The sequence below is a fragment of the Chryseobacterium hagamense genome (assembly GCF_007991455.1).
GTDB lineage: Bacteria > Bacteroidota > Bacteroidia > Flavobacteriales > Weeksellaceae > Chryseobacterium > Chryseobacterium hagamense.
Genome location: NZ_BJYJ01000001.1, coordinates 150,760 through 168,641, shown reverse-complemented (window position 1 = coordinate 168,641; position 17,882 = coordinate 150,760). Strand labels below are relative to the sequence as shown.

At 42.3% G+C, this 17,882-nt stretch carries 16 protein-coding genes; 9 read left to right on the top strand and 7 right to left on the bottom strand.

What is annotated here, in order from left to right; genetic code table 11:
* Positions 1–25 precede the first annotated feature (25 nt).
* The 7 genes from CHA01nite_RS00665 to CHA01nite_RS00635 all read left to right on the top strand — a co-directional run bounded on the left by CHA01nite_RS00665 (position 26) and on the right by CHA01nite_RS00635 (position 7,723).
* Positions 26–376: a 4Fe-4S binding protein gene (locus CHA01nite_RS00665; RefSeq protein WP_146939294.1), complete on the top strand. Its 351-nt coding sequence runs from the start codon at positions 26–28 to the stop codon at positions 374–376.
* 120 nt (positions 377–496) lie between these two features.
* On the top strand, positions 497–1,561 hold the full coding sequence (gene serC, locus CHA01nite_RS00660) for a 3-phosphoserine/phosphohydroxythreonine transaminase (RefSeq protein WP_146939293.1): 1,065 nt from the start codon (positions 497–499) through the stop codon (positions 1,559–1,561).
* A gap of 121 nt (positions 1,562–1,682) precedes the next feature.
* Complete coding sequence (locus CHA01nite_RS00655; RefSeq protein ID WP_146939292.1) at positions 1,683–2,645, top strand: D-2-hydroxyacid dehydrogenase; 963 nt, start codon at positions 1,683–1,685, stop codon at positions 2,643–2,645.
* A gap of 3 nt (positions 2,646–2,648) precedes the next feature.
* Entirely contained in the window at positions 2,649–3,893 is a 1,245-nt protein-coding gene (locus CHA01nite_RS00650; protein ID WP_146939291.1) for a DUF1015 domain-containing protein, read from the top strand.
* Between the two features lie 54 nt (positions 3,894–3,947).
* Complete coding sequence (locus CHA01nite_RS00645; RefSeq protein ID WP_146939290.1) at positions 3,948–5,354, top strand: M20/M25/M40 family metallo-hydrolase; 1,407 nt, start codon at positions 3,948–3,950, stop codon at positions 5,352–5,354.
* A 13-nt stretch (positions 5,355–5,367) separates the two neighbouring features.
* Positions 5,368–6,153 carry a hypothetical protein gene (locus CHA01nite_RS00640; RefSeq protein ID WP_146939289.1) on the top strand — a complete coding sequence of 262 codons (786 nt, stop codon included), beginning with the start codon at positions 5,368–5,370 and terminating at the stop codon, positions 6,151–6,153.
* Positions 6,154–6,367: 214 nt separating this feature from the next.
* Entirely contained in the window at positions 6,368–7,723 is a 1,356-nt protein-coding gene (locus CHA01nite_RS00635) for a M28 family peptidase (RefSeq protein WP_146939288.1), read from the top strand.
* Positions 7,724–8,146: 423 nt separating this feature from the next.
* On the opposite strand, the gene CHA01nite_RS00630 is transcribed toward CHA01nite_RS00635, so the two are convergent.
* Positions 8,147–9,298 carry a phage tail-like protein gene (locus tag CHA01nite_RS00630; protein WP_146939287.1) on the bottom strand — a complete coding sequence of 384 codons (1,152 nt, stop codon included), beginning with the start codon at positions 9,296–9,298 and terminating at the stop codon, positions 8,147–8,149.
* A gap of 569 nt (positions 9,299–9,867) precedes the next feature.
* Here CHA01nite_RS00630 and CHA01nite_RS00625 point away from each other — a divergent pair.
* The gene (locus tag CHA01nite_RS00625; RefSeq protein ID WP_146939286.1) at positions 9,868–10,242 is read left to right on the top strand and encodes a hypothetical protein; all 375 of its coding nucleotides are present in this window, start codon (positions 9,868–9,870) and stop codon (positions 10,240–10,242) included.
* A gap of 153 nt (positions 10,243–10,395) precedes the next feature.
* On the opposite strand, the gene CHA01nite_RS00620 is transcribed toward CHA01nite_RS00625, so the two are convergent.
* The 6 genes from CHA01nite_RS00620 to CHA01nite_RS00595 form a co-directional block, all read right to left on the bottom strand.
* Positions 10,396–11,559, bottom strand: a complete 1,164-nt coding sequence (locus tag CHA01nite_RS00620) for an aspartyl protease family protein (protein ID WP_146939285.1) — start codon at positions 11,557–11,559, stop codon at positions 10,396–10,398.
* An 86-nt stretch (positions 11,560–11,645) separates the two neighbouring features.
* Entirely contained in the window at positions 11,646–12,221 is a 576-nt protein-coding gene (locus CHA01nite_RS00615) for a hypothetical protein (protein WP_146939284.1), read from the bottom strand.
* A gap of 26 nt (positions 12,222–12,247) precedes the next feature.
* Positions 12,248–13,654: a T9SS type A sorting domain-containing protein gene (locus CHA01nite_RS00610; protein ID WP_146939283.1), complete on the bottom strand. Its 1,407-nt coding sequence runs from the start codon at positions 13,652–13,654 to the stop codon at positions 12,248–12,250.
* A 68-nt stretch (positions 13,655–13,722) separates the two neighbouring features.
* The gene (locus CHA01nite_RS00605) at positions 13,723–14,760 is read right to left on the bottom strand and encodes a peptidylprolyl isomerase (protein WP_228458304.1); all 1,038 of its coding nucleotides are present in this window, start codon (positions 14,758–14,760) and stop codon (positions 13,723–13,725) included.
* Positions 14,761–14,841: 81 nt separating this feature from the next.
* Positions 14,842–15,351: an FKBP-type peptidyl-prolyl cis-trans isomerase gene (locus tag CHA01nite_RS00600; RefSeq protein WP_146939282.1), complete on the bottom strand. Its 510-nt coding sequence runs from the start codon at positions 15,349–15,351 to the stop codon at positions 14,842–14,844.
* A gap of 135 nt (positions 15,352–15,486) precedes the next feature.
* Complete coding sequence (locus CHA01nite_RS00595; RefSeq protein ID WP_146939281.1) at positions 15,487–16,557, bottom strand: branched-chain amino acid aminotransferase; 1,071 nt, start codon at positions 16,555–16,557, stop codon at positions 15,487–15,489.
* Positions 16,558–16,641: 84 nt separating this feature from the next.
* Here CHA01nite_RS00595 and mnmC2 point away from each other — a divergent pair, with 84 nt between their 5' ends.
* The gene (gene mnmC2 / locus CHA01nite_RS00590) at positions 16,642–17,316 is read left to right on the top strand and encodes a tRNA (5-methylaminomethyl-2-thiouridine)(34)-methyltransferase MnmC2 (protein ID WP_146939280.1); all 675 of its coding nucleotides are present in this window, start codon (positions 16,642–16,644) and stop codon (positions 17,314–17,316) included.
* The last annotated feature ends 566 nt before the right edge of the window (positions 17,317–17,882 follow it).

The following is a 17,882-nucleotide window of genomic DNA, read 5'->3' as shown; positions in this document are numbered from 1 at the left end:
TGTGCAAATTTAAAAAAAATTAGCGATGGCTATTAAAATAACTGATGAATGCATTAACTGCGGAGCCTGCGAACCGGAATGCCCGAACAATGCAATTTATGAAGGAGCAGTAGACTGGAAAGCTTCGGAAGGTACTGAACTGAAAGGTACCGTAACCCTAACCTCAGGACTTACCGTGGATGCCGATGCACCGCAGGAGCCTGTAAGCGATGATGTATACTTCATTGTAACCGATAAATGTACGGAATGCAAAGGCTTCCATGAAGAGCCTCAGTGTGCCGCGGTCTGCCCTGTAGACTGCTGCGTACCGGATGAGGACCATGTAGAATCTGAAGAAGCACTGCTTAGCAAAAAAGCATTCTTACACGGAGAATAAAAAGCTGCCGTCTCATCCATCATGAGGCGGTTTTTTATATACCGGAAATCTGAATTTTAATAAAAAACGATCAATAAAGCCGTAAAATAATTTTTTACGGAAACCAAAAAAATAAATAATATGAGCAAAAAGCACAACTTTAGCGCAGGACCATGCATCTTACCTCAGGAAGTTTTTGAAAAATCGGCACAGGCGATCCTGGATTTTAACGGAATCGGACTTTCCCTTCTTGAAATCTCGCACCGGAGCAAAGATTTCGTAGCGGTAATGGATGAAGCGCGCGCCATTGTAAAAAGGCTGATGAATCTGGGTGACGATTATGAAGTTTTATACCTTGGCGGGGGTGCCAGCCTGCAGTTTGCCATGGTTCCATATAACCTGATGAAAGTTGGAGGGAAAGCGGCTTACCTGGACACGGGAACATGGGCCGCAGGAGCGATTAAAGAAGCTAAAAAAGTAGGGACTGTAGATGTATTAGGATCTTCCAGAGAAGAAAACTACTCATTTATTCCTAAAGATTATACGGCAGGTGCGGAATATGACTATTTCCACTGTACCTCCAACAATACGATTTACGGGACCCAGATGAAATCTTTCCCGGAAGTGGATACGCTGATGGTCTGCGATATGAGCTCCGATATTTTTTCGAGACAGCTGGATTTCTCGAAATTTGACCTGATCTATGCCGGAGCCCAGAAAAATATGGGACCTGCCGGGGTAACTCTGGTCGTAATCAAAAAAGAAATTTTAGGGAAAACCGGAAGAGAAAATATGTTCTCCATCCTGGATTACTCACAACATATCGCCAAAGAATCCATGTACAATACGCCGCCGGTATTCCCGGTATATGCTTCCCTGCTTACCCTGCAGTACCTGGAAAACAACGGGGGCATTGCTGCGGCCGAAGCCAGAAATGAAGCCAAAGCAAAACTTCTGTACGATGAAATCGACAGCAACCCGCTGTTTGAAACGTTCTGTGTAAAAGAAGACCGTTCCCTGATGAACGTTTCCTTCAAGATTACCGACGAAAGCAAAAAAGAAGCGTTCGATGCAGCGTGGAAAGCAGCAGGAATCAGCGGATTGAACGGGCACAGAAGCTTAGGCGGATACAGGGCCAGTTTATACAATGCCATGCCGGTTGAAAGCGTACAGGTACTGGTGGATGTCATGAAATCCATTAACTAATATAAAAATTTGAAATTCAATTATTTAAATAATAACCGGTGTTATTTTAAATTTTCTTAATTTGCGCCACTGTTAAATTATTTAAAATGTATCTGTTTAAATAATTAAAGAATATAAAAACATGAGGGTTTTAGCTAACGACGGAATTTCAAAAGCGGGTGAACAGGCATTGAAAAATGCAGGAATCGAAGTACTGGAGCACAGGGTTGCACAGGAACATGTCATCAGCTTCATCAATGAAAACAACGTGGATGTCCTGCTGGTAAGAAGTGCCACGAAAGTGAGACAGGATGTTATCGACGCCTGTCCCGGCCTTAAAATCATCGGAAGAGGAGGCATCGGGATGGATAACATCGATGTTGAATATGCGATTGAAAAAGGAAAGTACGTCATCAATACCCCGACGGCTTCGTCAAAATCAGTAGCAGAGCTGGTGTTCGGCCACTTCTTTTCTCTGGCGAGGTTCCTCCATGAGTCCAACAGGCTGATGCCGCTGGAAGGAGAAACGCACTTCAACGCCATGAAAAAGTCATTTTCCAATGCCTATGAGCTTTCAGGGAAGACGCTTGGTGTTATCGGATTCGGAAGCATCGGCCAGGAAGTACTGAAAATAGGGATTTCTCTGGGCATGAACGTGAAGGTCCTTACCAGAAAGCCGAAGACCAAAACCCTGACCCTGGAATTCTTTGACGGCCAGTCGCTGAATTTTGAAATCACTTCCACCAATGATATGGATGCCTTCCTGAAAGACACGGATTTCATCAGTATCAATACGCCTAAAACGAACGAATATATCATCGATACGCCACAGTTTGAGAAAATGAAGGACGGCGTTTATATCGTCAATACGGCAAGAGGCGGTGTGATGAATGAAGTGGCCCTGATCGATTTCATCGAATCTGAGAAAGTAGCGGGTGCCGCACTGGATGTTTTTGAAAAAGAACCGAGCCCGGAAGTCCTGTTATTGATGAATCCTGCACTTTCACTTTCTCCTCACATCGGGGGAAATACGGTGGATGCGCAGGAAAAAATCGGAGTCGAGCTTGCCGAACAAATTATTAAGATTAAAGAAACTATACAATAAAATATGCCTATTTTTAAACCTTTTCGTGGAATAAGACCTCATAAAGACTACGAGAGCACCTTTCCTACCCATCCCCTGGATAATTTCACCCAGGAAGAGATCGCGGAAAAAGCTCAGGTAGAAAATACTTACATCCATATGATCAAGCCGTATGTGGTAAGCAAATCCAAAGATATCGACCGTAATTTAAGAAAAATCCGTTCGACATTTGAAGACCTGATGGAAGAGAAAAAACTCGTTCAGGACAATTCTTCATACTATCTTTATGAGCAGATTTATCCCAACAAACAGGTTTTCAGGGGACTATTGGGTTTAGCGAGCATCGAGGATTTCTGGAACGGGAAAATCAAAAGGCATGAAAGTACCATCCCCCAGAAAAAAGAGAAGCTGGCGCACTATCTGGAAAAAGTAAATCTCCAGGCTGAACCGGTATTGCTGACTTATCCGGCCAATTCCAAGATCGAACTGCTGATGAATCATGAGGAAAAGAACGTTCCGATCTTCAACCATGTGGATACCAAAGGCATCCGGCATAAAATCTGGCGGATCGACAACCGTCTGAAGCTGCAGCAGTTTAAGGAAGTGATCGATCAGATCGACGCCTTCTACATTGCAGACGGCCACCACCGGATCGGCTCCACGGCTTTAAATGCGAAACACCAGAAAAATAAAAACAAAAGGCATAACGGAACGGAACTGTACAATTTTGTCTACAGCTTTATCGTTTCCAACCAGTCCATCAAGATCCACGATTACAACCGGATTGTTTCAGACATTAACGGATTATCAAACGCAGAATTTTTAAAAGAGCTGGAGAAATATTTCCTTATCCATGAAAAAGGTGAAACGGCCTATTTCCCTTCCCAGAAATTCCACATTTCCATGTACATGGACGGTATATTTTATTCCCTTCACGTAAAGCACGATCTGCGTTCCCAGGAAATATCACTGGACAATCTGGACCACCACCTTCTGGATAAATATATTTTTAAAGATATTCTAAAGATCGAAGATCCGGACAGTTCCGAGAAAATATCCTACGTAAAAGGGACTTCCAATATTGAAGGGATCAGCCAGCTGAAAGAAAAAGTAGACAACGGCGAAGGCAAAGCCGGATTCGGGATTTACCCCGTGAGTTTCAACGATATGATCAGGATTTCAGACCTGAAACTGAGCATGCCTCCGAAATGTACCTTCATTGAGCCCAAGTTGGTTACTGCCCTGTTAATGTACGACATGAAACAATAAACTATTACCAATTTTTCCTTACTTTTAGCAACGGAAAAAGAAAGGTCAATAAAAATGAAAAAAGCATTCATTATCATTCCACTCTTTTTGGGTGGATTTTTATTTTCTCAGAAGAAACCCTTGAAAAGACCGGTAAAGAAGACGTCGACGACTGTAAAATTAAACTATCACGATGAGTTTAAAAAGATTTCCGATGAGATCATGACCAACGGAACGGCATACGAAAACCTTGGCCAGCTTACCAAAGGAGTCGGTCCCCGCTTCAGTGGAACAGCCGGGTACCTGAAAGCCGTAGAATGGGCGGAAAAAAAGCTGAAGGAAATGGGCATCGATATGATCTGGAAAATGGAAGCCAAAGCTCCGGTATGGATCAGGGGAAAGGAATCCCTGCAGATCAGGGCCGGAAACGGCGACTGGAAAAATATCAGGATGCTTTCTTTCGGAAATTCTGAAGGGACGGGCGGAAAAGACCTTACCGGAGAAGTCGTGCTCATCGGTTCAATTTCCGAACTGAATGCAATGTCGGTAGGACAGTTGAAAGATAAAATCGCTTTCGTTAACCTTCCGATGGATCCGAAAATCATCAATACCAGCGATTCTTATTTGCTTACTGCCAAATCGAAGCTAATTTCCGCTTCCGTAATTGCCAAAACCGGAGCGAAAGCATTAATCATAAGATCTTTAACTACTGCTTCTGATGATACACCGCATGCGAAAATGGTATATTATGAACCGGACGATAAAGTACGGATTCCGGCACTCTCCATTGGTGTAAAATCGGCGGACGAGCTTGAAAAACTACTGAAAAGCCAGAAAGTTACGGCCAGGCTGAATATGACCGCCCAATCCAAAGGCGACACCACCAACCCGAATATCATTGCTGAAATCCAGGGAAAGAAAGATTCCAAGGTGATCGTTCTCGGCGCCCAGCTGGATTCCTGGGACTTCGGGGAAGGCGCTATCGACGACGGTACGGGAGTAGCCCAGTGTATGGAAGTACTACGGACTTTTAAAGCCATGGGTATTGAAAACAACCATACCATCCGGGTGGTATTTTATGCCAACAGTGAAAACGGCGGCCAGGGACGGGAAATGTATGCCGCTTACGTGAAAAAGAAAGACGAAAAGCACGTTTTTGCTCTTGGAACCGACGCCGGAGGCTATTCACCCAGAGGCTTTTCCCTCGACATGCCGCCCCAGAGGAGAAAACTGATCTTTGAATGGAAAAATTATTTCCTTCCCTACGGCGTCTATGATTTCGACCAGACCGATGCGATCCAGGATATTTCGCCGCTGAAAAAGCTGGATATTCCGTTGGCTGAGCTTGTGGTGGATACCCAGCGGTACTTCGATTACCACCATTCCGAGCAGGATACTTTCGACAAGGTGAATAAAAGGGAGCTACTGTTGGGTGCAGTGGCCATGACGCAGCTGGTTTTTATGATTGATAAAAACTGGTAATTATTCTTTTGAAATGAATACTCTCAACGACTTGATTTCTAAAAGTAATCTCAATGGCTTTAAAATCAAAAAAATAGACTATATCTCAGAAAAACAACAAATTATCTTAATTAAAGAAAAACAAGACTCAGAAGTATTCATCGAAATTCTAGATGTAGAAAATAATATAAGAAAGGAAGTTTTGCTGGATGAAAAAATCTATCTCACACCTTATGAACGCATAGAATTTCATGCAATCGATCAAGAAAGTTTTTATTTAAGTATTAATTCTTGGCATTTCAAAATAAATTCTGACGGAAAGACTGTTTTAAAAAAGCAACTTGACAACGAGCCAGATTATTTAAACCATAAACATATATTAAAGAATTATATTTTCCGGGAAGATCTAACTTTGATAGATCTGGAAGATTTTAAGGAATATGATTTAACGATTTTTTTTGATGAGAATTTTGATGAATATGATTTTACCTATTTCTACTTTGAGGACAGATACGGATTATATTCTTCATCAGATAATAATATTCTCACCATCACTCTTTATTGCAAAGACCGTGAAAATCCAAATGTTTTACATTGTGTTTTAAAAATAAATTCTTTTGATAACATTGATATTCTATTGGCTGATAAAATCGATCAATTAGGCTGTTACTATATTATCAGTGAAAATTTACACGAACTTGCTTATGAGACTTACTTTCCTGAAGACGAAAATCTCTACATCAGAGAAATATCCAAAGAAAATTTTAAAAGATCTAAAAGCTTTGTAATAGATAAATTAGCGGAACTTATTTTTTTTTAATAATCATCAGTTTATATTGTTGTACGATGAAAAAATTGAATTTCGGGAAAGAGATCAGAATAATCTTTTAAAAAGCATTCCAATTGATCATAAATCTTCTTATAAACTGACAAAGAATATTCTGTTTTACATAAAAGATACAAAACTGAATTATATTGAATTTTAAATGAATTCAATTCCATATATAAGTTTGATTAACAATCAGCTATTAAAAATGAAAAAGATATTAGGAACATCATTATTATTTCTGGGTTTGACAGCTTTTGGTCAGACCAAAGAAGATTCTGTACAATTTGCAAAAATTTCTACGGAAATACTGAATAACGGAAAAGCATATACCGAGTTGCGTGATCTTACCAAAAATATCGGCCACCGCCTCAGCGGTTCTGAAGCTTATGAAAAATCGGTGCAATGGGCCGCGCAGAAGCTCCGTGATGCCGGAGCCGACAGGGTGTGGCTGCAGGACGTGATGGTTCCGGTCTGGGTAAGGGGAAAAGAGTCTCTACAGATCAGAACCGCCAACGGGAAGTGGAAGAGCCTGAAGATGCTTTCTTTAGGAAACTCTGAAGGCACCGGTGGAAAAGATGTTTCAGGAGAGATCCTCATGGTACGGTCGATGCAGGAGTATGATAAGCTCACGCCGGAACAGGTGAAAGACAAGATTGTTTTCTTCAACTACCCTTTCAGCCAATCGTTTGTAGAAACTTTTAAAGGTTACAGTGATGCTTCTAAATACAGGACCACGGCAGCTTCTTTAACAGCGAAAAAAGGGGGGAAATTTGCGATTATCCGTTCGCTTTCTTCTGCTTTTGACGATGTGCCGCATACCGGAGCCATGCGTTACGGCGATGATAAAAAAATCCCTGCGGTTGCCATTGGAAGCACCACTGCCGATGCACTGGCGGAACTTTTACAGAACGGAAAAGTAACGGCAAAACTCAACTCCAGCTGCGGAATGAAAGGCGAAAAACGTTCCCATTCGGTCATCGGTGAGATTACGGGTAAAAAGGACAGTCAGGTTATTCTTGTGGGAGGACACCTGGATTCCTGGGATGTGGGCGAAGGTGCCCATGATGACGGCGCCGGAATCGTACAGAGCATTGAGGTTTTACGGACGTTTAAAAAACTCGCTATTCCAAATAATCACACGATCCGTGTAGTTTGTTTTGCCAATGAGGAAAACGGTGTAAAAGGAGGCATTCAGTACGGTAAAACGGCAAAGGAAAACAATGAAAAACATCTGTTTGCCATTGAGACCGATGCCGGCGGTTTCAGTCCGAGAGGAGTTTCCCTTGAAATGGACGATGCCCGGAGAAAACAGATCCAGGGTTGGGCAAAACTGTTTCTTCCTTACGGAGTTTATGATTTTACTGGAACGTTCTCCGGTACCGACCTCTACCCGCTTCACGACATGGGGGTTCCGACGGCAGAGCTTGTGCCGGATTCACAGCGGTATTTCGATATCCATCATACGGAAGAAGATACTTTCGAAAAAGTAAACCGGAGAGAACTGCTGATGGGCGCCGGAACTTTGACGCAGATGGTTTATATAATTGACAACAACTGGTAAATCGGAAAGCTTGAACAGGGATTTCTGAAGGCTTAGGTATAAAGCCTCAGTGGCGCTCACAATTTAACCTTTGCATTTTTCCATAAACGCTTTCTGCCGATTGAAAGAAGCGTTTTTTAAATAAAAAAAAGTTTATTGAAACAGGTTCAATAAACTTTTTTTATGATTAATTATTCCGATAACCTCCGAATCCAGCGGGAAATTGGGTTAAGTAAAATTGCTTCCGGCCTCTGATTTTCTGAAAGCAATAAACGGACTCAGTCCTGTCAGGGATACATTATTGTTTTTCAAATATACCCATAACGCTTTAGAACTTTATAAGCAGAACGGCATCATTGTATTTTCCGGCATGATTGCGGTTAAATTCAGCATTGACCATTCATTTGCGAAGCAAAATTCACCCTAAGCAGATTCAGTTGATATCTAGAATTTATAGGCTACAAAACGGTCAATTGCCAGTCCGCCCGGGATGCTCTGATAAGGCGGGTTTTCCGCAGTACCGCCCCATCGCTGGAGCTTGGTAGCTGCCGCCCCGTTATTTGCAGGCTGGCCCGCAATCGGCTTGATGGTCAGATAAATATCCTGCGGACCGGTGGTTACGATAAAAAAGGTATTGTTAACGGTAAATCCTCCCATTCCCGAAGTTACGGAATTATACAAGCTGTTCCAGGTACCGGGTACTGCACCGATGGCATTGGAAAGGTTTAATTCGTTATTGATTGCGCCGCGGGTAATCAGATATTCCACCTGTCCCGGAATCGATACCGCATTATCAAATCCGAAATCTGCATTCAGGAATACCAGATAGGTCCCTGCCGAAGGAAGCGAAAGCCTGGCAACCGAACTGTAACGGCCTGCCGGAATAGAATTATTTGTTGATGCCTGTGCATTATTAATCAGCCAGGTTCCTTCTACATTGCTGGAAAATGCCATCGTCCGCCAGGTCCCTACTCCGTTTGCATCACTGGTCAGTACTTTTCCCTCTCCCTGGGTTCCGTCGGTAATTTTCAGAGCTCCCGGAGTGGTTCCGTTGTTTACTTCCAGTTTAGCGGAAGGACTACTGGTTCCGATACCTACTCTGTTATTTACGGCATCGACGTTAAAAGTACTGTTGTCTACGGTAAAATGGCTGGTTCCGCTGGTTGCAGACGAGGTAAAAGCCATCGTATTGGTTCCCTGCGAAACCGTACGGTTGGAAGTTAATGTACCGTTGTCTTTGTACAGATCGCTACCTGCGCCCACTTTCTGCCAAAGGTTACCGTCGAAGAAATAATATCCTGTAGCGGTAATGTTTGCCCGTTGTGAAACTGCGTCTCCGCCTGCAATGTCGCTGATGTAGATGATTGTTCCGGCCTGATCTGCGCCGTATACACTGTTTCCTTTGGCGGTAAGCTGTGCCCTGGTAAGACGCGGGGCCTGAAATCCGTCTGCATCACCGGTACCAAGATTAGCCGCAATATCAAGGGTGGTCTTCGGTGTTGAAGTATTGATCCCTACACGTCCCTGCTGAGCATTTATATTTCCGGCAGAAAACATCATGCCCAGGGTAATTCCCAGAATAAATCTATTCTTCATAATAACTGTTTATAAGAGGTTTGAATTTAACGGGTGCAAAGATAATTGAATTTAAATATTTTTAATCATATTTAATTATTATTTAATGAAAAATTATTTTACTTGCTGAAAATAAAATTATTACACAATTTAGAGCCTCATTATTAAATTTAATGTAAAATATTATTCATTTTGGAATCAACAGGCAAAAAGTAGAAAGTGGTAACGTCCTGATCTTAAGAAGTTCAGCAATTTAAAATCAAAGGAAAACCTGGATTCAGAGTTTAATAGAACTTAAGAAAAACTCCGGTCAACACGTTGGAAAAGGGAAGCCGGATGCCGGAATTTCACTTGTAGAAAGTAGGACAAGAGGTGGTAATCAGTAAACGAATCAGTATTTCAGATATTCCAGGAAGTAAGGCAATACCCGTTTGCCGCTCAGCTGTCCGCCCGGTACAAAATTTCATTCTGCTGATCTGATTTCTCTCCCGGGTTTACTTTGGAATAACAAAACGCCTGAATAAGAATTCTGCTCTAATTCCTTTCATTTCCAAAAAATAATCTTACTTTTAACCTTCAGATCAATAACTATGAAAAAACTATTTTTTGCAGCCTGCATAATGATGGTATGCAGCAGCCAGACCTTAACGGCACAGTCTAAAGCGTCGGCAAAAGTACAGACTATGGATTCCAAATCTTCCATGCTGAAATCGCTCTGGAACAAAATGGTACAAGGAATGGTTGCCAACGGCACCCCTAAAGCAAAAACTGAAAAATTTGCAGATTGCTTTACAAAAGACTTAGGGGAAAAGTTAACACCCGAAGAACTTACCTTATTTTATAAACTGAATAACGTAAAGCCCGGACAGAACCCTCCAAAAGAGCTGATCAGAAAGGCCGAAGATATGGGCATTAACGAAAAAATGCAGACCATCGGAATGAGCTGCGCCTCACTTCTGAAATAACCGGTTAAAATCAGTCTGACAGATTGTTAATTACAAAAAAACAGACGGCCCATTATTTGAGCCGTCTGTTTTTTTTATGGATCAGGATAAACAGGCTTAAAATTTTAAAGTAAAATACACTTTATCAGACATAAGTTGCCTTTCTTGAGGAGTTTAATTCAGATATTCTTTCCGGTCCAGATTAAAATCCAGTATCCTGCCGTCTCTTTTTATTTTAACTGAAATGGTCTTCTGATCCTTTTCCACCCTGTTCATAAAATAATAGCATGACGCTTCCCCATCCAGGTGATCCAGCATCACGTTATTGATACTGATAATCGAATCTCCGATTTTCAATGGAAAATGGTCCTGCTGAAAGACAAAAGCCACTACCGGCTTCTGATCGATAAAACGGTACGTAAAGCCGAATGATTCAAGTTTCGGAGGATTGTTCCGGAGCTGTTTCAGGTAAATGGAATTGTTTTTCCAGTCCATGATGAAAGCAAAATCCCGGAGGAACTCATTCCCCATAAGGCTGGAAGTACCGGTAGACAAGATTTCATCAGAAAACATCCGGTTTCCCAACATTAGGGAGTCGGTTCTGAAAATAGCCGCTTCAACCGGTTTTGCCGCTCCGAAGGCTCCTGTTGACCGGGTACCGAAAGTTTTTACCTTACGTACTGCTTTCGCCGGATCATAGCTTTTTTCTGTAATCTCAAACCTTCCTGAAAATCCGGTATCGAAAGTAAGTACTGTACTTTTCCCGAAAAGCGAGGTTTTTATCGCCGGGGTTTTCTGGGCCTGCGGCTTGAAAGGGAGAACGAAAGTATAGTCTTCAGGATGGAAAAGGGAAAGATCCCGGGTAGCCTCGAGCAAATTTTCGCTGTAATTGATGCGCCAGAACAGCTTGGCCATCTGGTTGGCCCCGATAATCCCGTCGACCTTCAGGCAGCTCAGTTCTGCGGAATTAAGATCCAGTACAATGGCTCCGACATTCCTGAAAACCAGTTGATCAACAACCATTTCCGGGAGTTCGGTAAAGATCTGCTGCTGCCTGCTGTTATTGGAATCCCCTACCGATCTCCTGTATTTTTTCTTCAGTTTCAGTTCGTTATAGATGGCATTGGAAATCACCGTCGGTGCTCCGGAATCGAATAAAAAATTATACGTCTTGCCATTGATCTTCACTTTTACAAACGGCAGGTTGTTCTCAAATCTCAGATTGATTTTTTCCACTGCATGCTGTAGCTGTACGTTCCCTTTTTCAAAAAATTTCTTGCTCTGCGCATATACCGTCGTCATAGAAAGCAGGAAGAATGAATACAGAATCTTTCTCATTGGCTTATTTTAAACGAAAATAAGGTTTTTTTCGGGGACAGAGAAATTATCAGCCTCTTCCGCAGGAGTTTAAATAATTAATAAGCTTAAATCTTATCCAGAGCCTTCTTAGGCAACACTTTCACCAGCTGCGGTTTGTATTCTTTCTCGAGAATGACGAATTTCCAGTTTTTCCGGTCCCGGGAAACGGCACAGGCTCTCATTCCGGCATTGATGAGATAAGCTCCTTCCGTAGCCAGGTATTTCACATTGTTTTTCCCGTATTTCTGAGTAAAAGCGGCGTCAATCTTCCTTTTCATTTCATCATTCATGGAACTGACGTTGCATTTCAACGTAAAGAAATAAGGGACCATGGCAAAATATTCACTGCCGATCTTCTCGGGTTTTTCAATTGCTCCGAACTTCAGGCTGCTTATCTCAATCTTCATGAAAGGATTGTTGTAGGTCATGGCCAGAATCCGGGTCATTTGCTCTTTCGGGATTACCGTAAAAAATTTCGGATAGATGTAATTCACGCCCTGCTCAATTTTCTTATCCTTAATGCTGTTGATAAAGCCGGTAAGTGATGTTTTGATGGCGGCATCTTCAGGATTAGCCTGAGCATGCGCAAAACTGATACAAAACAGGACGGCAAAAAACGATACGAATAATTGGTTTTTCATAGGCATAAAGGTTAAAAATTCTGATCTTATTTTTTAATAAAAGAAGTCATCACACGTCCGGTAGCTTTTACCGCATAAAATCCAAGTACATATTTTCCGGTGGGCAGGTTTCTGATGTCGATCTCATTTCCGTTCATGGTTCCTGAAGCAAGCATTCTTCCGGAGGCATCATACAGTTCGTACCTGCTGTTCTGCACTTCTCCTTTTATTCTTATAAAATCAGTCGCCGGATTGGGGTAAAGTGTTACATCATGGATCTTTTCTGTTTCCTGTACCGACAGGGCTGCACTGGTATTGTATAAAATATCCAGCCCTACATTGTAATCGGCGATGACAATGTCTTTCTTCCCGTCACTGTTGATGTCACCAACCGCAAGCCCGTCTTCATTGTAGCTGCTGGCATAAGCCACCGGAAACAGCTGATAACCGTTTGCATAATTACCGAAGCCGTTCTGCGAATAAGTCGTTACCCGGCTCCAGCCTCCGTGTACGGCAATGATCTCATTTTTACCGTCGTTATTAAGATCGGCTACCCGTAAGGCATCGGGAAGTTCATAAGCCGGCATTTCACCCTGGTCTGCATATAAAGTGCTTCCGGTAACCTGATGAAGAATCCTGATCTTTGAAGTGCCGTTCGGTCCCCGGCACAGAAGAAGGTCCTGCTTTCCGTCATTGTTCACGTCGCCAAGCGTCATCCCGTCATAAGTCTGGCCTGCATCAAAAACCACAGGATTCGGATTCATGGTATTCCCGGTGGAAAAATAAGTGTATACTTTTTTGAGGTTCGGGATATGGATTACCAGATCGTTGCTGCTGTCGTTGTTCATATCGGCAATTTCCATCATCGGAGCCGGATAGACGTAGGCATTCGCCGGCTTGGGAATGCTGATTCCCTGGAAGGTTCCTGCTGTATTCTGCTGGTACAGAACCTGGATATTCTGCCAGGTGGAGAGGATGATATCGTTTCTTCCGTCACGGTTCATATCGGCAATCCGAACCCGTTCCAGGGTTTCAATAAGCGGAGTGGTAATGATGGGATCGAGCGCTCCTGCTGCGTTCTGGTAAAATACTCCGTAAAAGGAAGACGGCGACTTGATCCCGACAATAATATCATTTTTACCGTCCTGGTTCAGATCCCCGATGTCGATGGACCCGATGATTTTATAGTCGCTTGCGTAAGGATAACGGACCGGTGGGTCCAGTGTTCCGTTAGCATTCTGCAGATAGACCAGGATAGAATGATTGTTGATGCTCGAACCGTAGGCCTGAAGCCCCAGAACCACATCGTTCCGTCCGTCATTATTTACATCTCCTATTTTTACGACTTCAGGCCAGGACTCCGTCCATTTATTTTCATAAGGTAAAAAGCTGATCTGGCTGAATGCTCTGGAAGAGGCCAGCATAAGGATTACCAACAGGTATTTATTTCTCATGGTTATTTGGTATATCGGTTGCTAAAAAAGCCATCCCTGCGGACGGCTTTCTCAGTATAAAATTCAGATTATTTCACTTTTACAAGCTCCACATCGAAGACCAGCCATGCATTTGGCGGAATCACTCCCCCTGCACCTCTTTCTCCGTAGCCCATTGCCGGCGGGATCAGTAAAGTAGCTGTCTCTCCTTCTTTCAACAAAAGGATTCCTTCGTCCCAGCCTTTGATCACTCTTCCCATTCCGATCGGAATTTCAATCGGCTCGTTTCTTTTAAATGATGAATCGAATTCGGTACCGTCAACCAGTTTTCCTGCATAGTGTATGGAAACGTTGTCACCTGCTTTCGGTGCTTTGCCGTCGGCTGTTTTTGTGATCTTATAATACAGTCCGGATTCCGTTTTCTGCATTCCTGCTTTCAGGTCTTCTACCATTTTCTCCTGGTTCGCTTTGAATTCTTCTTCCTTTTTCTTTCTGTCAGCCTCTTCTTTTGCAGCGGCTGCTTTGTTGTTTTCAGCAATTTTTGCTTTTCCTTCAGTGAAAGTTTTTGCAGGATCGTAGTTTTTGTACTCGTCTCCTTTGCTGAAGATCGAGACCTTTTCTAAAACGATATCGGTTTTAGGCTTGTCCTGAGGTCCTTTTTCTACATTGGCGATCGTATCGATCACGTCTTCTCCTTTTACTACTTTTCCGAAGATCGTATGTTTTCCGTCCAGCCAGGGAGTAGCTACTTCCGTAATGAAGAACTGGGAACCGTTGGTATTCGGTCCTGAGTTCGCCATGGAAAGAATTCCTTTTCCGGTGTGCTTCAGGTCATTCTTTTCATCCTCGAATTTATATCCCGGATCTCCCATTCCCGTTCCCTGAGGATCTCCCCCCTGGATCATGAAATCCCTGATCACACGGTGAAAAATAGTCCCGTCATAATAAGGTACTCCTTTTGCCTTTGCTTTGTTATCGATCTTCCCTTCTGCAAGCCCGATAAAATTCGCTACGGTTACAGGGGCTTTCTTGTCTTCAAACTTAACAATCATATTGCCTTTTGTGGTCTGAAGGTTTGCGTAAAGTCCGTCATTAAGACCTTCGTAAGTTTCTTTGTCTACGTTCATTTTTTTATAAATTGGTGTACAACTCATCAGCGAAACACTTGCCGCTGCCAGAATTATATTTTTGTTAAACAATTTCATGGATTATAATGCTTTTAATTTTATGATTAAAGGAATATCATTATCGATCTTCTTTTCGTCGCCATAGGTTCCGTAAGCCAGAGCTGAAGGTACCAGAAGGGTTACTTCCTCACCATCGCGGATAAAGCGCAAAGCATCCTCTACCGCTTTCATTTCATCAAAATGCCCGAATTTGGCATCTTTCCTTGCCACTGGCTGATCATAAATTTTGGTCTGGTCGAAGTCGTAAAGATCATAGGAATAGGAAATCAGGCTGTTGTCCTGCCTTCTCTGCCTCTGATCAAATCCCTGCGCATCGGTCCAGTAGTTCAGCTGGGTAGGATAAAATTTTGTAGGCTGCCCGTTGATCCAGTCCTGGATCTGTGTTCTTTCCATACTGTTGAGATTCCGCATCCTGTTGCGTGAAACTTCAAGATCATTCTTGCTGAGGACGCCGCCTACGGGAGGATGGGTCTGCGCATTCTTGCTGCATCCCATTAAACCCAGTACCGATATGAAGAGTATTTTTTTCATAAACTTTTGCGAAAATACACATTTCGGGAATCATTAACAAAACTTGCCGCCAAAGTTTAGCGATTTTCACTGCAGCCATTGCAAAAAACAAAGGCCGGAAAAATTCCCGGCCTCTGCTTATCTTTTATATTCCGATTAAACGGTTTCCAAAACATGGTCTACTTTTACCCTCCATCCGAAAGGATCCTCGGAAAGGTTGGTCTGAAGGTCAACCAGATCATTTTTGAGGACTACCGCGAAGCTTTCTTCGTCTGATAATCTCGGAAGTTCAAGCTTTTCACCGTTATAGCCCAATGCCTGGAAAACAGTGGTTACCACTGCCGTTCCGACACCCCAGACTTCTTTAAGGGTACCGTTTTTCTGCGCTTCGATAACATCTTTTACTTTAATAGGCTCGATCTTTACTTCAATTCCCCTTTTATTGGCCAGCTGGATAAAACTGTCTCTCGTAACCCCGTCAAGGATTTTCTCGGAAGTCGGCGGCGTATAAATCGTATCGTTGATTCTCACGAAGACATTCATGGTTCCGCTTTCTTCAAAATATTCGTGGGTAGCATCATCCGTCCAGATGATCTGCTCGTAGCCTTCTTCAATGGCCAGTTGGGTCGGATAGAATGAAGCGGCATAGTTTCCTGCTGCTTTGGCCGAACCTACTCCACCGCTTGCCGCTCTGGAATAGTGGTCTGAAATTTTTACGGAAACCGGTTCCGTATAATACATTTTGGCAGGCGTTGCCACAATGGCGAACATATATTTATTGGCCACCCTTGCTTTCAGTGCCTCTTCCGTTGCGAAAATCAGTGGTCTGATATATAAGGACATTCCTTCTCCTGAAGGGATCCAGTTGCGGTCTGCATCCACCAGGGCTTTCAGTCCGTCCAGAAACATTTCTTCCGTTACTTCCGGCATGGCAAGACGTTTCGCCGATTTATTGATACGTTCAAAATTCTTTTCAGGCCTGAAAAGGAAAACCTGTCCGTCTTTGTCTTTATAGGCTTTCATGCCTTCAAAACAAGCCTGTCCGTAGTTTACCCCCATCATCGCAGGCGTAAATTGTAAAGGACCATAAGGAACCAATTTTACATCACCCCACTTTCCGTCTTCATACTCACAGATGATCATATGATCGATGAATGTGTTTCCGAATGAAAAGTTGTTGGGATCGAATGTAGAAATTCGGGAGTTTTCAGTTTTTTGAATTATCATTTCTAAAATTTTTTATGAGGTTCTACAAATTTAATATAATTTTCTAAATATAAAAATTTTAGAGTAAATTTGTAAAAAAATCACTTGAAAAGAGAAATAAAGACTACCAAAGACGGCAGTAAAACGCTATTTATCAACGAATTGAATGAAAACTACCATTCGCACCATGGTGCATTACAGGAAGCAGAACATGTGTTTATTAAAAACGGATTAAATCTGATAAATGATTATGAAATTAATATTTTAGAACTCGGTTTTGGAACAGGTTTGAACGTTTTGGTAACAATTAATGAATATTTAAAAACTGACAAAAATCATATCATCAATTATTTTACGCTTGAAAAATATCCCATAAACCAGTCGGAAATTGACGATCTGGCCTACTTTGAGCTTTTTGATAACCCTGAATTCAGGAATATTTATCAGAAAATTCATCGGGCTGAGTGGGAAAAATCAACGGAAATCATTAAAGGCTTTCACCTGAAAAAGATCGAATGTGACTTTTTTACCCTGAAAGACACAGACTTACCTCAAATCAATCTTGTGTACTATGACTGCTTCGGCGCGAGGGTTCAGCCGGATCTTTGGGAAAAGCCCCTGTTTGAAATGGTTTCTGACAAAATGGCGGTTAACGGTTTGTTAACGACCTATTCCTCTAAAGGCAGTGTAAGAAGGATTCTGCAGGACCTGGATTTCCGGGTGGAAAAAAAACAGGGTCCTCCCGGAAAACGGGAGATGATCAATGCGGTTAAAATGTAAGATGCAGGACAATTACTTTAATGTGAATTCGAACGTACAGACATCATATTCAGTTGATTATTCAATTCAAAAATAAAATTAGAATGATTCAGCCGGGATTTTGAATACCATTCATCCTGATAGAACGAATAAACGGATCTCGCTTCTGAAAGGATTTTATCCTATCCTGTACCAAACCGTCCCCTCAGGACTTTAATCAGTTTGATGAATTAGACCTTTCATCCTATATTTGACAAGAGAAAATTCCGGCGTCCGTCTTCAAGCCGCTTAATGCATGTTCCTCCTTGAATTCATGTTATATTAAACTTAATTGGCAGAATTTCCATTTGAACCGTTAAGATCCGATAAGGTTCTCAGAATATGAAGGTGGGCTTTGCTTTATGTGATCAATAACCTTCCGGCACTACAATTCACCTACCGGCCTCCTGATCTGATATAGCCAGGATTTACATTTAATAGTGTGGATAAACTTTTAAATAGTTAAAATGGGATCTTATTGCCGGACATTAACTTCAAAAATCTACCATCTGTTCATTTCAGCTAAAATTCCTACCTTAGCCTTAACC